The organism is Aliidiomarina sedimenti (assembly GCF_003986955.1).
Lineage (GTDB): Bacteria > Pseudomonadota > Gammaproteobacteria > Enterobacterales > Alteromonadaceae > Aliidiomarina > Aliidiomarina sedimenti.
Genome location: NZ_PIPN01000002.1, coordinates 188,817 through 204,156 on the forward strand (window position 1 = coordinate 188,817; position 15,340 = coordinate 204,156).

Genomic DNA, 15,340 nt, shown 5'->3' on the forward strand with positions numbered 1-15,340 from the left:
AATGAGTTCAGAAAACACACAACACGAAAAATATTACGTACCCGATTCAAGTATTTGGCCGTTAATTGGTGCCATCGCACTGGGTCTTATCGCGTTCGGCGCGGCCCATTATATTATCGAATGGTCGAATGAAGAAGCGGGCTTTGGCCACTGGGTATTACTGGCCGGGATTGTCGTTCTGATGGTGATGTTGATAGGTTGGTTCCGTGACCAAATCAACGAATCGCATCAGGGCCTGTACAGTGAACAGATGGGCCGTTCGTACCGTCAGGGCATGAGCTGGTTTATCTTCTCAGAGGTAATGTTTTTCCTCGCCTTCTTCGGCGCGCTGTTTTATACCCGTATGATCGCAGTGCCCTGGTTAGGCGGCGCCAGTAACAACGCCATGACCGGTGAAGTTTTATGGCCAGCGTTCGAGGCTATCTGGCCTCTGACCACAACCCCGGACGGTCGCGAAACTCAGGCCATGGGTTGGGGTTTGCCCTTTATCAATACGCTGATCCTGGTTACCTCATCAGTTACTCTGCACTTTGCTCATCACGGGCTTGAGCATGGTAAACGCGGCGCTTTGAAACTGTGGCTTGCGCTGACCATTGTGCTTGGTTTGATCTTTCTCAGCATGCAGATGTATGAGTATGTCCACGCGTATCGTGACCTTGGCCTTACCATGCAGTCCGGTATTTACGGCAACACCTTCTTCCTGCTGACAGGTTTCCACGGCATGCACGTCACCCTCGGCGCACTGATGCTGATTGTGATGTTCTTCCGGGTACTTAAAGGCCATTTTAACAAAGAGAACCAGTTCGCCTTCGAAGCCAGCGTCTGGTATTGGCACTTTGTCGATGTGGTGTGGATTCTACTCTTTGTTTTCGTCTATATCATTTGAGTCAAAAAAAGCCGTACTCGCTACTGCGGTACGGCTTTTTTATCAGCGCCAGTTAACTAGTTCATAACGTTAGTTAATAAGGCCTTGGGTTTGGGGTCAGAATACCTGTCGCCAGGGCCAGCACAATAAGTGCAATGATAATGACAGAGAAAAGCACTCGGCGACCAATGAAGTGCGACATCCGTGGCCCATCCTGCTTCTGCCGCATAAGGTGAAACAGGCCCTGAAACAGGTTGTAGATCACATACAGCAGTAACGCAACGAGCAGTATTTTTAAAATGATGTTTATCACGCAGTATTCTCCGGGTTATTTATTATGTCGTTTGATGGCCTGAGTAAAGCATTCGCCTCGCGGCGCCGCAACGCGGGTTTTTACCTGCATCCTGTCGCTCTGCTTATTACTTTGCTAGCTATCGCTGCGATGGTCAAGCTAGGCTTTTGGCAAATTGACCGTGGCCAGGAGAAACAGGCTATAGTCGATTACCATGCAACCTCATCGGCTCAGCAGACCCAATCTCTTACCCTCGAGCATATTCGGCAGCAATCGCTGCAAACCGATGACCAGATCGAAGTAACGGGTTCGTTTCAGGAAGGCGCTTATTTTCTGATCGACAATCAAACCTACAATGGTCGGGTTGGCTATCACGTCGTCGCCTTACTCGAAAGCGAGGCTCTCGCGCCTTATCTGGTTCCGGTTAACCTGGGCTGGGTTCCACTCGGTGGGCCACGCGACACGCTGCCTGACGTAGCGCTTCCCCAGGGTACACGGACAGTGGCAGGACGTATTCAATTGCCAGCCGAGCGCCCTTTCCTGCTTGCCGAGCAGGAATTTTCTGCTCAACTGCCACAGCGTGTGCAGTATCTGGAGCTTGATTCTATCCGTGCACAAACACAACTGCCGTTGGCTTCATTCAGCGTTTTACTGAATGAAGACATCGACTTTGGCTTTCGCCGTGACTGGCCAGTCGTGGTGATGGAGCCCCATCGTCATTATGCGTATGCCGCGCAGTGGTTCGGTCTGGCAATTGCAGCCCTGATTATCTTCCTGATAGCGAATAAACGCCTCGCCCGCGGCCCACAACAACATACGTCTGAAGACTCTGGCAATACCAATAAGAATGGTTCAGGAGAACATACACCATGACCACCTCTGATAACTCATCCACTGCGCAAAGCGAACAACAGCGCAAACAAAAGAACCGCCGTCTGTTTATTGGCATCTTCCTGTGCTTTCTGATCCCGTTAGCAGGCGCCCAGATTATTCTTAGCCTCGGCTGGTTTACCCCGGGTGTCACCAATAAAGGTGAACTCATTAGCCCGCCGATTGAAGCCAGCAGCAGCGAAAACGAATCCATGCCGCAAACCTGGCGCCTTGCTTACCGCGTTCCAGCAGACTGTGACCAGCGTTGTATCAACGGCCTCTATGTTATCCAACAGGTTGATATGGCACTTGGCCGCGATAGTGATCGCGTTACCCCGATAGCAATTCAGGCCGGGTCCGAGGTCTCTGCTCTACCGGCGCCTGAAGAGGGTAGCCGTTTGCAGTATCTGGTGCTGCCGCAGTTACACGACCAGCTTAGCGAGCAACCGCAAGGCAGTCTGTTTATTATCGATCCGCTGGGCGCGGTGATGATGCGCTATGAAGGCAGTGCAGACCGTGACACTGCTATCCAAAGCGGTAGTGATATGCTGGATGACTTAAAAAAACTATTAAAAATGTCTCGTGTGGGGTAAGCACTGATGCGTAATCTGGTTAAATTTTCCCTGGTTTTTTGCTTTATCGTTATTGTCCTTGGCGCATTCACTCGGCTGACGGATGCCGGTTTGGGCTGTCCCGACTGGCCCGGCTGTTATGGCTTTCTGAGTGTTCCTCAGAGCGAAGCACGACAGACAGTAGCCATTGACGCATTCCCTGATGCCCCTCTGGATACACAAAAAGCCTGGCACGAAATGATCCACCGGTATGCAGCCGGCACCCTCGGTTTTCTTGTTCTCGCCATTGCAGCGGTCGCCATTCGTCGCAAGCTACAAGCACCGCAGAGCAGCAAACCAACGAAGCTGCCAATTATTCTGCTGGTGCTGATTTGCTTTCAGGCTGCGCTTGGCATGTGGACGGTTACCATGATGCTGCAACCGGTGATCGTCATGCTTCATTTACTTGGCGGGTTCGCCACCTTTTCCTTGCTTTACCTGTTATATCAGCGGGAAAACGACTTCCGCATTCCGGGCGGCGATTTGAATTTGCGTAAACTAAGGGGCCTGGCCGCGTTAGCCTTGGTTGTTGTAGTCGGCCAGATAGCTCTGGGTGGCTGGGTCGCGGCGAATTATGCCGCGGTTGCCTGTACCGAGTTACCCATTTGTGAGGGCCCCTGGCTTAGTCGTTTCGACCTCGGCGGAGCCTTTAGTCTGCCCAAAGCCGCGACGTATGAATTTGGTGTTCATAGCTATGCTGAACGCATGACCATGCATGTCCTGCATCGGCTTGGTGCCATTGTTACGACCTTAGTGGTGGGTTATTTACTATACAAGCTCTGGCATACAGCCCGCTCGAACCAGTTCCGTACTCATACATTTATTATTACCCTGTTACTGATCGTGCAATTGACGCTCGGTGTTAGTAATGTAGTGTTTAGTTTGCCGCTTGCAGTAGCCGTCGCCCATAATGCGGTCGGTGCGCTGTTGCTCATTTCCTTAGTCGGACTAAACTATAATTTATCCCGCAAAGCATAATAAGAAAGGGGAACCTCTTATGGCTCATCAAGCGATTGCACAGGCGTCAGCCAAACGTGCGCAATGGCGCGATTATCTCGAACTCACCAAACCTCGGGTTGTGGCGCTACTGCTGTTAACCGCCGTGGTTGGCATGTGCCTGGCCACGACCACCTGGGTCAGTCTCGAGGTAGTAGTGCCGGCAGTCGCCGGTATTGGCCTGATGTCTGGTTCCGCAGCGGCTATTAATCATCTTGTTGACCGCCATATTGATGCCAAGATGGCGCGAACCCTGCGCCGTCCATTGCCCACCGGCGCTTTGTCACCGGTCAAGGTGCTGACGTTTGCTGCGATTATTGGCGCCCTTGGCTACCTGGTCCTCGAGCTATTTGTGAATCGCATTACCGCGCTGCTCACCCTGGCCAGTTTAGTTGGTTACGCGTTCGTTTATACCATGTACCTCAAACGCGCGACCCCTCAGAATATCGTGATTGGCGGGCTTGCCGGGGCCTCACCACCCTTGCTGGGCTGGACCGCGGTGACCGGTGAAATCCACGCCAATGCGGTCTTACTGGTGATGATTATTTTCACCTGGACGCCTCCGCATTTCTGGGCACTCGCCGTGCATCGCGCTAAAGACTACGCAAAAGCCGATATCCCGATGCTACCTGTAACCCACGGTATAGACTTCACTAAAACCTGCATTTTTCTCTACACCGTCTTACTGACGGTGGTCTGTATTCTGCCGTTTCTGACTGGCATGTCGGGCTGGCTCTACCTTACCGGTGTGAGCGCACTGAATCTTGGTTTTCTAGGCTATGCCTGGAAACTGAAGTTCGCCCCTTCAAAGCTAACCGCTTATAACATGTTCAAGTACTCTATCTGGTACCTGATGGGATTATTCATTCTTTTACTTGTGGACCATTACTTATTCACATGATGTTACGTATCGTTTTTATCTTATTATTGGCACTGGTCGCATTTGGCGGTGTGTGGAGCTATCAGAAAATTGGCAACCCGGGACCACCGGCGCTGGAAACCAGTCTGCTTTACTCCAGCCCTCGCAGTATCGACCCGTTCACCTTACAAAGTACCGCTGCACCGGCGGCGGAGAGTGACACCGCTGCAGGGCACGAGGTCAGTAATGACGACCTGTTAGGGCAATGGACCATTATCTTTACCGGGTACACCTTTTGTCCCGATATCTGCCCCACCACCATGGCGCAACTCAAGCAAAGCTGGAGCGATATTAATCAGGTCAGCGAAACGCCGATGCAGGTGTGGATGGTCTCGGTTGACCCCCAGCGTGATGATATTCCTCGCCTGAGAGAGTACGTCGGCTTCTTTAATGAGGGTCTTGAAGCTTCGCAACAGACTCCTTTTCTTGGTGTTCGCGGTGAACACAAAGATCTGTTCCCGTTCGTGCGTAACATCGGGCTGATGTATAGCATTCCGGAAGAAGATGAAACCAACTACCTGGTTAATCACAGTGCGGCTATTATTTTGATTAGCCCGGAGGGCCATCAGCAAGCGGTTTTTCGTGCCAGCCATGAGCCGGGAATGATACCAACCGTGAACCCTACCCTGCTGGTGAATGATCTGAAACGGATTATTCGGTATCTGGAGACCGAAGACGCCCGAACCTGGTTCGGACGTTTTCTACCGGATGCACTTACTTAGCCTGGCCAGCTGCCCTCTTCGTTCATTCGTATCCACTGCTGTGAGTACCAATAGTAACGACCCGGCTTACTGATGCTAGGCGCGGTGCAATTGTAGCGGGAACGGCCAAAGCTAAGGTCGTCTTCCGCCTGTACGCGCATGGTGTTGTCATCAAGCCACTCAATATCGTGCGGCCGATTACTAATAAAGCAGGTTACTTGTGAGGTGCGAAAATCGCGCACCTCGAATTCGATCTCCAGCGTCGGACGGGTTTGATCATGCGTCAATAAGGTGTCCTCGTAGCGAACCTCCTTAATGGGGAATGCCAGTGCCGCCATTTTGGTCCCCAATGAACTGAGATCTGCATACACCCCGGCAGCCGCGAACCGCGGAATGGCACGCATATCCGAGGCCGGCCCGAATCCGCCCGAGTGCTGAGCAAAGCCGGTGAAGCCAAGCTCTTCAACAAGCTCCAGCAACACATTGTCATACTCCCCATATGGGAAAGCGAACAACTGGTGACTAACGCCTACTTCATCGAGGATTTTTTGCTCCGCCTGGAGAATATTCTCGGCCGCACGTTGTCGCCACTCGGCGTCAGTTTCGTCTTCGCCGCGGCGAGGCATATGGGCATGGTCAGTGGTGTGGTTGGCAATGGTAACGCCTTCGTCATGTAACTGACGGACCTGGTCCCAGCTCATATAGCGCCCGGGCCGCTCACCTATGGGGTCGGTGGTAACAAATAAGGTCCATGGCACCTCAAATTCCTGCAAAATCGGTCGTCCAGCACTAAAAATGTTTTCGTAAGCATCATCAAAGGTCAGCACTACCGCTTTATCAGGTAACTCGGCCTCGCCTTTAACACCAGCAATAGCGTCACGGATATCAATCACGGTAAAGTCATTGTCCGCCAGGTACTGCAGATGTGCTCGTAATTCATCCGGTGACACTGTGGTTGAGCGTGGTGTACTCTCACTAACATGGTGGTACATTAATATAGATACACTCGGCTCAGCCTCGGCGGCAGCGTCGAAAGGCAGCGACATTGCCAGCAGCGCCGCCAAAGCAGTGCCTTTTACCAGTCCCCAAAAATGCATAGGTAGTCCTCTTTGTTGCAGTCCGTACTGAAAAATCCAGGTGACCATCGCACGCTGTTTGCGATTGCCTTGCCAATGATTATTTCCAACATCGCCGCCCCTTTATTAGGGTTGGTTGATACAGCCATCATAGGGCATTTGCCGGATGCTATCTACTTGAGTGCCGTTGCAATTGGTGCCATGGCTATTAATTTCGTCTATTTATTGGCGGTTTTTTTGCGCATGTCCACCACCGGGCTGGTGGCACAAAGCTTCGGCGCAGACGACATCCACTCACAACGTACCTTTGCCGTGCACGGCTTGTTATTCGCGGTAGTCCTCGGTGTTGTCATGATTGCATTGCAGCCATTTATTTTGTGGTCTCTGTGGCAGCTGGTGAGCGCCAGCGACGAGTTACAGCTGTTAGCCACGGACTATATCCGTATTCGCCTGTGGGGCGCGCCAGCCGCGCTGAGTATGCTGGTCATTCTAGGCGTATTACTTGGACGGCAACAAGCGCGGAGCGCCATGGTACTGGTGATCCTGAGTAATCTTATTAATGTCATACTCGATGTGATTTTAATTATGGGCCTCGGCATGAACGTTGCGGGCGCCGCCTGGGCATCAGTCAGTGCTGAATGGGTAACTGCTCTGACCGGCCTGGTTTTTCTTCACCGCGGCCTGGCACTGCAGTTGCGTCATTTTAAGCAAGTCAGCCTGAAGGTATGTAAAGACTTACTAACCCTGAACCAGAATATATTCATCCGCTCGCTAGTGCTCCAGCTGTGTATGGCAGTGATGACCGCCTACGCTTCCTATTATGGGGCCACTACCGTCGCCGCAAACGCGGTGCTGATGCAGTTTCTGATGCTTATTTCACTGGGGCTTGATGGCGTTGCTTATGCAGCAGAAGCATTGGTGGGTCAGGCCAAAGGGCAGCGCAATGATGCCAGACTGAAGCACTGGTTTCGTTTAAGCCTGTTTTGGTCAATGCTTTTTGCCGTTAGCTACAGCCTGCTGTTTTTGTTCACCGGTAGCGCCATTATTCGCTTGATTACCAATATTCCAGACGTCATTCGCGTCGCAGAAAGTTACCTGCCCTGGCTGATTGTGATGCCATTGCTAGCTCACTGGAGTTATCTGTTTGATGGTATCTATATCGGCCTTTCACAGAGTAAAGCGATGCGTGATTCAATGCTGCTGGCCGCACTGTTTGGCTTTGTACCGGCCTGGTTGCTAACGTTAAGCTGGCAAAACCACGGGCTGTGGTTCGCCCTTAGCCTGTTTATGCTCAGCCGGGGTGTCTGGCAATGGCTGTTATTGCAACGCCGCCAGATGCTCACCCTAACCTCATAATCGATGAGAAAAAAAAGGCCGCCCAAAGGCGGCCTGAAATGACATGGGCATGTCGAAAGTTAAACTATTAGTTTCCGCTCGGGGCTAGATCGTCCATTAGCACCAGACCCAGGCTATCCGCATCGTTGCCGACAGCTACCGCCGTGTAGATTCCACCCGCTTCAAGATCCACTTCAAGGGGACCCAGCGCTGCATCGGTCTGACCGGCCAGGGTGACCGTCACAAAGTACGTGCCTGCTGCCAGCGGCACGTTTCCGGTGGTCGCTAGTTCAGCCGCATTAAAAGGTACACTTTCAAATGCCGGAGCTGAGTCGGTAAAGTCATTGGTTGGCGTAACGTAAATGTCGACATCACCAGCGAACGGTGACGCATGCACAATCCGAACACGTGCTTCGGTGGCCACGCGGCGATTGTCGAAGGTGAGTGCCTGAAGGTTGGCGCTGCCATCGCCGAGTTCACCGGCGGCAACTACAGTACCCTGCCAACCGTCAACTAGCGACGCTGCCAGCTCTAATTGCACGTCCGCATCGTCGGCCAGTGTGACCAGAAAATCATAGTCGCCCGCCGCGACGTTCAGATAGTCCGTGAATTCAGGGAATGCCAGTGCTGCAACCGCTGGCGTACCTGTGACTTCATTCGCATACACATCCACCGCCGGTACGTCAGCGGCAGCATGCACCACTCTCAGGTCAGCACCTGTCGTGGTCGAGTACACCACCGATGAACTCTCACCGTCTGCGACGAGCAGTGCAAGCGGCGCGTCATCGGCGTTCGCTGCGGTGTTTAAAGTGGCCGTGACCATCAGGTCGTCACCATCATTCAGAGTCAGCGGTGATGAGAAAAGTACGCTACTGGCATCACCTGACGCCGTGAGAGTTACCTCATAGTCGCCCGCTGGTACCTCGAACGGCTCCGAATCTTCTTTGTACGATAATGTGTATGCGGCATTGCCTTCGACAATATCGGCGCCTGGCTCGGTCAGGTAAACATCAACAGCGACATCCACCGGCGCCCCATGCAGGACCCACAGCCGGGCATCGCCATCAGTGACCGAACTTACCGGACGATTCAGAATAAAAGGTTCAAAGGCGAACGCATCGTCCGCACCTAGCTGACCAATGGCAAATACTTCGTAACGAACATCGGTCTCAAGCGCCAGTGTCTCGTCGATAACGGTGCTAAATTCGCCACCTGGCAATATGCCATCAACCGTGACATTATAAGATGCTTCAGGCACTTCAAGGGCGGGCGAAGACTGTTGATAGTCGACATCTTCGAGACCACCCAGAATGTCGCCATCAGCAAGAATATTGACCGCCGGCGCATCCGCTGAAACATGATGAATACGCAGTTGCGCATTGCCGGCGGGATCGGGGTCTGGCGTAGGAGTAGGTTCAACCCGTGTGCTACTACTGTTACAAGCAGCCAGTGCCAACGCCAGTGACGACACGGCCAGGGTTTGTGTGATTCTGATCATGATGTACCTCGTTAATATGTAGTTAGGGTTCAGCAATCTTAACTACGCGGGTACAAAGTGATCAGGATCACACTTCTAGTGCAAAAAACTAACATCTCATTAACGCTTAAATAATTAACTCATTGATTACTCAAGCATTTGAATTGTTATTTTTTATACAACTTTTTAATAGTAAGAATGCTCGCCACGGCTATGCTCGGTCACGTCACGAACACCGTTCAGCTCATTTGGAAACTCTTCCAGAAGTTGTTTTTCAATGCCTTCTTTAAGGGTTACATCGACCATTGAGCACCCGTTGCAACCACCACCGAACTGCAGAATGGCAAAGCCATCGTCGGTAATCTCAGCAACCATCACCTGTCCGCCATGACTCGCTAACTGTGGATTGATTTCAGTCTGGATCATGTACTCCACCCGCTCAATCAATGGCGCATCATCGTCCACTTTGCGCGCTTTGGCGTTGGGCGCTTTCAGGGTCAGCTGCGAACCCAGATCCTGCTCTACAAAATCAATTTCGGCGGCTTCCAGAAACGGCGCGCTTTGGGCATCGACAACGGCATCGAAACCTTCAAATGGCAACGTTGTGTCAGTCGGTTCAAGCGAATCTGCCGGGCAGTATGAAACGCCGCATTCCGCATTGGCCATGCCAGGATTAACCACAAACACGCGAATATTAGTGCCCTCTGGTTGCTGGCTTAATAGTTCACGGAAATGACCCTGCGCTGCTTGCGAAATAGTAATCATCACTCACCTCTTTGCACGATATATTGCTCTCACTCAGAATACCCGAGTAATTTACTAGGGTTTATTTTATCGCAAACAAACGGCAATGCATAGTAAAGCGCTAGAGCTTGAGTCGCCCTTCTGTTAGCGTGCCTGATAACGATATGTAAATCAGGGGAGTTACCATGCAACACCACCTTTTTCGATGGGCACTGGCGATCGTCGCTTTAGTTGCCTTGCCACTCCAGGCAGCAGACTACGATCTGGATTACTACCTGCCTGCAGGTACCGAGCTTGACCCAAGCGTGCCAACGCCGGCTGAAGTATTGCATTATGAAGTCGGTGAATGGCATGTTCGTCATGACCAACTGGTGCGTTACATGGAAGTACTCAGCGATCATTCCGACCGCTTTCAGATGGAAATTATTGGTTACAGCCACGAACGACGTCCGCTGATCCTGGTAACAGTGACCTCGGCAGAGAATAAAGATCGGGTCGAGGAAATGCGTCAACAGCACCTTGCCCTGACTGATCCCGATGCGGACGCCGATGTCACGGAAGCGCCGTTGGTCGTTTACCTTGGTTTTAGTGTTCATGGCGACGAGTCGTCTGGCGCTAATGCGTCACTGCTGACGGCCTATTATCTGGCTGCGGCACAGGGAGAGGAGGTTGAGCAGTGGCTGGACAATACTGTGATTCTGCTTGAACCTGCCCTTAACCCGGATGGTCTGGGACGCTTTGCACAGTGGGCCAATCAGTTTAAGAGCCAGAACCTGGTTAGTGACTCACAAAATATCGAGCAGCAACAACTTTGGTTACGTGGACGCCAGAACCATTACTGGTTCGACTTAAACCGCGACTGGTTATTGCTACAACACCCTGAGTCCCGTGCCCGTATCAGTGCATACCAGCGCTGGATGCCCAATGTACTGACTGACCATCATGAAATGGGGACCAACTCGACGTATTTCTTCCAGCCCGGCATCCCGTCGCGCAAGAACCCAATGACGCCTGACGGCAATGTCGAACTAACCGCATTGTTAGCCGAGTACCACGCAGACAGTCTGGATGATGTGCATAGCCTGTATTACACCGAAGAATCTTTTGATGACTTCTATTACGGCAAAGGCTCAAGCTACCCGGACATCCAGGGAACCATCGGAATTTTGTTCGAACAGGCGTCGTCGCGCGGCCATTTACAGGAATCAGTTAACGGCGAGCTCTCCTTTCCGTTTACTATCCGCAATCAGTTCCTGACCTCCTTGTCGACCATTCGTGGGTCGGTTGAAAACCGGGATCGTCTGAATAGTTATATGCAGAGCTTTTACCGTGACAGCATTGAACTGGCCAGTGACGCTGGCTTTGACGGTTACATGCTGCGTGGTGATGACGCCGACCCGGCGCGGATGGACGAGCTCCTTAACATTCTGCGCCAGCATCAAATCGAAGCCTTCGCGGTCAGTGAGGACTTTTCTGCCGACGGCGAAGACTATAAAGCGGGCCGCGATTTTTACATTCCAGCCAGTCAGCGCCAGTTCCGGTTACTCGAAGGCGCTTTCAGCACCCGCCAAGACTTTCCTGACAACACCTTTTACGACGTATCTGCATGGACCTTACCGAGCGCCTTTAACATTGAGTTCGCCCAGGTGGACAGTACTCGTAGTTTCCGTGTCAGCGACGAACCATTCGACGGCGAACGCAACTGGCAAGAAAATCAGCTAACCGAAACCAACGTTGGCTATGCATTCAGTTGGGAGCACTATTTTGCCCCTCGCCTGCTCAGTAATTTGCTGCAAGAGGATGTCCATGTTCGTCTGGCCCATCAGCCAATGACCATCGAAACAGCCAACGGCGAACAACGCTTCCCCGCTGGTACGGCTCTGGTCACTCGTGCTTACCAGACGAAAGAATGGGACCAGGTTACTAATTTAGTTGCCGGGTATGCCAACGACAATCAGGTGCCAGTGCATACCATCGCTCGTGGTCTTACCCCAGGCGAAGGCATGGATATTGGTAGCCGCAGTATCGACCCGGTTGAAATGCCGGAGGTACTTCTGGTCGTCGGCGATGGCGTTCCGGTACAGGAAGCCGGAGAAACCTGGTACTACCTGGATCGTCATCTCAACCTGCCGGTCAGTAAAATCGAAACGCAACGCCTGGAGCAGGTCAACATTGACCGCTACAGCCATATTATTATGGTCAACGGCCGCTACAATTTTAATGATCAGCTGACGAACCGCATCCGTAACTGGGTCACTCAGGGTGGTACCCTAATCGGTCAGAAAGGCGGCGCGCGCTGGATGGCAGAGAAAGAGATCCTTGGGGTGAGCTTTGTCGAACAGGAAGAGTTTGACGAGCAGTTCAAAAAACATGGCCTGAGTTACGGCGAACGTGACCAGTTTTACGCTCAGCAGCGTGTAGCCGGTGCCATTTTTGAAACCGAGCTTGATCTCAGTCACCCGCTTGCAGTGGGCTACACCCGTCAACATCTGCCGGTCTTTAAAGACAGCACGATGGCGATGATGGCAGATACCGCTCCTTTTGTGGATGTCGCCCGTTATCGCGAAGAGCCTGTCCTCGCTGGGTACGTGTCCAGCCAGAACCGCGATGTATTGCGTGACCGCACCAGTGTCGCTGCACACCGTTTCGGTAGCGGACGAGTTGTTGGTTTTGCCGATAACATTAACTTCCGCGGCTTTTTCTGGGGTACTTCTAAACTGTTAGCAAATGCTATTTTCTGGTCTCAGTATGCGCAAGGCACGACGTCGGACGACGACGAAGCGGCTGATGCAGAGATGGAGAATGCGCACGCGCACTAATCCTCACCATGGTGTTCAGCGGGTGTGTACGCCAGTGCCCACCCGCTGACCTGTTCTACCCCATTCTCCAGTAGCACTCTGGCAGCCGCAGTCAGGGTGGCACCTGTCGTAATAACATCATCCACAATTGCCACATGGCGACACCCACAGGCTCGTCCACAGTGGGCAAATGCCTGGTCTGCGTTCGCCTGCCGCGCGGCCCAGTCCAACTGATGTTGCTGATGTTCGCCACCAACCCGGATTAGTCTATCAAGCACTGGCAGTCCCAATACCTTTGCAGTCGCTGTAGCCAGCTCACGGGCCTGGTTAAAACCGCGCTGCCGCCACCGACGCCATGACATGGGTACCGCACATACCGCATCCGGTAAGGGGGTACGTGACTGCTTATGATAGGCAATAATCTGCGCCGCCAGCAAGACCGCAAAATGGCTGGCCAGCGCCGGCGTTGAGTGGTATTTAAAGCGATATAGCCAGCGGTCTGCCGGCGGCTGAAACGACAACGGGGCAACCCAGATATGGCAGTAATCAGGGCGTGTCAGTGGCCGTAGATTGTGCGGTGGTAATCGCGGTAAATCGTTAAAGCAGGTAGAACACAGGCCGCAGTGGTCAACGCGGCTCTGGTCACACAACCAGCACTGCCCTACAATATCCAGAGAAAAGAAAGACATAGCTCAACATGAGTGAATAATCATGGGTTTAGTATGAACCCTTACCCTATTAAACAGGAGTCAGCCATGGCGCAAAGTTTGGTTCTGCTGCACGGCTGGGGGCTGAACGCCGCAGTCTGGGAATCGATAAAACCTCAACTTGAGCACGCCATACCAGGCTCAATCGACGTTCATGCGCTTGATTTGCCTGGCTTTGGCGATGCGCAATGGAAAGACGAGTTGACTGATGCCGATGCCGTTGCGGACTATCTGGCTGATTATATTAGAACCCGCACTCCGACCGGTCAGGCAGCGGTACTTGGTTGGTCGATGGGCGGCTTGCTCGCCACGACACTGGCGTTGCGTCATCCACAGTGCGTCACCGGGCTCTATACAGTCGCCAGTTCCCCTTGCTTCGTCAGTCGACCCGGCGACGGATGGCCCGGCATGGACCCCACCGTATTAAAGGCGTTTCAGGCTCAGCTAAGGGATGACTTTAAGACCACTCTGAAACGCTTCTTAGCGGTGCAGGCAATGGGGGCGCCTTCCGCCCGGAATGATATCAAGCAGCTGCAGGCACTGCTGCTTAAAAAGCCGCTACCGGTGCCCGAAGCACTACAAGCTGGTTTAAACTGGCTGGAAAAAATCGACCTGCGCGACAAGTTGTCGCAACTGAATATGCCCTTCTACCGCGCCTATGGTCGACTCGATAGCCTGGTACCGGTGGCCGTCGCAAGTCAGATTACATCAGGTGACTGTGAAATTTTTGCCAGCAGTGCACATGCGCCCTTCCTCAATCAGCCTGAGGACTTTATTGACTGGATTACGGCGACAATGTAAGACAATGTAAAACCACAGCAAAGAGCCACCACGGACGGCACAAAGCAACTAAAGTAAGCTCAGCTATTTGTATCTGTTTTGCAGTAAGTTACTCTACATTTATGTAGCATAAATATGTTTATTTTCTATACTTAGCAGCGTTTGACTACTTACCATCAAGGACTCGATAACTATGATTCGCTCCCCTTTCCGACCGGCGCTTTTGCTCCTCGTAAGCATCACTCTGGGTGCCTGTGCCACTTCAACCAATGAACGGGTGAATCCGACCCCGTCATCGCCGCAGGTTAGTCCAAGTCTGCAGCAGGATGAACCTTATGAAGGACTGAAACGACGCGTCGCCATTGCCCGGTTTAGCGATGAAACACGTCGCGGCAGTAGCTTTTTTGTGGACGACAATTTTGACCGTCTGGGCAAACAGGCAAGTGATATCCTCGCCACCCGACTGACCGACAGCGGTCGCTTCATTATGTTAGAACGCACTGACCTGAATCAGGTCATCGCAGAACAAAGCTACGCCAACCTTGAACCCAGCCGGGTCGGTGCGGACTATCTTATCGTCGGTTCAGTCTCTGAGTTTGGTCATTCGAACGTCAGTGAAACCGGTATTTTCACCCGCAACCGCATCCAGCAAGCGCGGGCAACCGTTAACGTACGCTTGATTGACACCAGCAACGGACAAATTGTCTTTTCGGAAGAGGCCAGTGGCGAAGCCCGGGCCGAGGCAAGCACGACCTTTGGTGTTGGGGAGCGCGCCGCATTCAACACCGCGCTGGCAGATCAGGCGGTCTCAGCCGCTATATCGCAGCTGGTCAGCAACCTGATGGAAAACCTTTTGGATAAGCCCTGGCAGGCCTATTTAATTGGTCGTCAGGATGGTCATTTGTTAATGACTGGTGGCTCGCAGCAGGGTCTTAGCCGTGGTCAACAGCTGGTCCTTTATCGTCGTGGTGAGCAGGTTGAGAACCCACAGACAGGGCTCAACATCGAACTTCCTCCGACTCGACTCGGTCAAATTGAGGTCATCGACTTTATTGGTCGTGGTGACAATGAATTGTCGCTGGTACGCAGCGACACCGAGTTAAGCGGCGACTTCGATAACCTGGTCATACGCGCCGAGTAGATAACCGATATTCTGTCTTTAAGGAATT

15 protein-coding genes are annotated in these 15,340 nt (G+C 52.5%); 10 read left to right on the top strand and 5 right to left on the bottom strand.

The window, feature by feature from the left end:
* Position 1 precedes the first annotated feature (1 nt).
* Positions 2–886, top strand: coding sequence for a cytochrome c oxidase subunit 3 (locus CWE12_RS05540; protein WP_126788686.1), 885 nt, complete (start codon positions 2–4; stop codon positions 884–886).
* Between the two features lie 73 nt (positions 887–959).
* Here CWE12_RS05540 and CWE12_RS05545 read toward each other — a convergent pair whose 3' ends face one another.
* Positions 960–1,178, bottom strand: a complete 219-nt coding sequence (locus CWE12_RS05545; RefSeq protein ID WP_338022818.1) for a DUF2909 domain-containing protein — start codon at positions 1,176–1,178, stop codon at positions 960–962.
* Positions 1,179–1,202: 24 nt separating this feature from the next.
* On the opposite strand from CWE12_RS05545, the gene CWE12_RS05550 reads away from it, so the two are divergent.
* Genes CWE12_RS05550 through CWE12_RS05570 form a run of 5 tightly spaced genes read left to right on the top strand, consistent with a single transcriptional unit; the run spans position 1,203 to position 5,275 of the window.
* Complete coding sequence (locus CWE12_RS05550; RefSeq protein WP_126788687.1) at positions 1,203–2,030, top strand: SURF1 family protein; 828 nt, start codon at positions 1,203–1,205, stop codon at positions 2,028–2,030.
* On the top strand, positions 2,027–2,620 hold the full coding sequence (locus CWE12_RS05555) for a hypothetical protein (protein WP_126788688.1): 594 nt from the start codon (positions 2,027–2,029) through the stop codon (positions 2,618–2,620). The genes CWE12_RS05550 and CWE12_RS05555 overlap by 4 nt, the downstream gene beginning before the upstream one ends.
* Before the next feature lie 6 nt (positions 2,621–2,626).
* Positions 2,627–3,616, top strand: coding sequence for a COX15/CtaA family protein (locus CWE12_RS05560; protein ID WP_126788689.1), 990 nt, complete (start codon positions 2,627–2,629; stop codon positions 3,614–3,616).
* A 19-nt stretch (positions 3,617–3,635) separates the two neighbouring features.
* Positions 3,636–4,535 (top strand): heme o synthase, encoded by a 900-nt coding sequence (cyoE, locus tag CWE12_RS05565; protein ID WP_126788690.1) that lies wholly within the window; start codon positions 3,636–3,638, stop codon positions 4,533–4,535.
* Complete coding sequence (locus CWE12_RS05570; RefSeq protein ID WP_241984142.1) at positions 4,532–5,275, top strand: SCO family protein; 744 nt, start codon at positions 4,532–4,534, stop codon at positions 5,273–5,275. Before cyoE ends, CWE12_RS05570 begins: the two co-directional genes overlap by 4 nt.
* On the opposite strand, the gene CWE12_RS05575 is transcribed toward CWE12_RS05570, so the two are convergent.
* Entirely contained in the window at positions 5,272–6,351 is a 1,080-nt protein-coding gene (locus CWE12_RS05575; RefSeq protein WP_157981932.1) for a polysaccharide deacetylase family protein, read from the bottom strand. The two genes, CWE12_RS05570 and CWE12_RS05575, sit on opposite strands and share 4 nt — an antisense overlap.
* A 12-nt stretch (positions 6,352–6,363) precedes the next feature.
* Between CWE12_RS05575 and CWE12_RS05580 the strand changes: the two genes are divergently transcribed.
* A complete protein-coding gene (locus CWE12_RS05580) occupies positions 6,364–7,686 on the top strand; it encodes an MATE family efflux transporter (RefSeq protein ID WP_241984143.1) in 1,323 nt (440 codons plus the stop codon).
* A gap of 67 nt (positions 7,687–7,753) precedes the next feature.
* Here CWE12_RS05580 and CWE12_RS05585 read toward each other — a convergent pair whose 3' ends face one another.
* Together CWE12_RS05585 and nfuA are read right to left on the bottom strand one after the other, a co-directional pair.
* Positions 7,754–9,163, bottom strand: a complete 1,410-nt coding sequence (locus CWE12_RS05585) for a DUF4397 domain-containing protein (protein WP_126788692.1) — start codon at positions 9,161–9,163, stop codon at positions 7,754–7,756.
* Positions 9,164–9,328: 165 nt separating this feature from the next.
* On the bottom strand, positions 9,329–9,907 hold the full coding sequence (nfuA, locus tag CWE12_RS05590) for a Fe-S biogenesis protein NfuA (protein WP_126788693.1): 579 nt from the start codon (positions 9,905–9,907) through the stop codon (positions 9,329–9,331).
* A 164-nt stretch (positions 9,908–10,071) separates the two neighbouring features.
* Here nfuA and CWE12_RS05595 point away from each other — a divergent pair, with 164 nt between their 5' ends.
* The gene (locus CWE12_RS05595) at positions 10,072–12,705 is read left to right on the top strand and encodes a M14 family zinc carboxypeptidase (RefSeq protein ID WP_126788694.1); all 2,634 of its coding nucleotides are present in this window, start codon (positions 10,072–10,074) and stop codon (positions 12,703–12,705) included.
* Here the strand turns inward: CWE12_RS05595 and CWE12_RS05600 are convergent.
* Positions 12,702–13,373, bottom strand: a complete 672-nt coding sequence (locus CWE12_RS05600; RefSeq protein WP_126788695.1) for a ComF family protein — start codon at positions 13,371–13,373, stop codon at positions 12,702–12,704. The two genes, CWE12_RS05595 and CWE12_RS05600, sit on opposite strands and share 4 nt — an antisense overlap.
* 66 nt (positions 13,374–13,439) lie before the next feature.
* Between CWE12_RS05600 and bioH the strand changes: the two genes are divergently transcribed.
* Positions 13,440–14,192, top strand: a complete 753-nt coding sequence (bioH, locus tag CWE12_RS05605) for a pimeloyl-ACP methyl ester esterase BioH (RefSeq protein WP_198675699.1) — start codon at positions 13,440–13,442, stop codon at positions 14,190–14,192.
* Between the two features lie 172 nt (positions 14,193–14,364).
* Complete coding sequence (locus tag CWE12_RS05610; RefSeq protein WP_126788697.1) at positions 14,365–15,312, top strand: CsgG/HfaB family protein; 948 nt, start codon at positions 14,365–14,367, stop codon at positions 15,310–15,312.
* Positions 15,313–15,340: the final 28 nt, after the last annotated feature.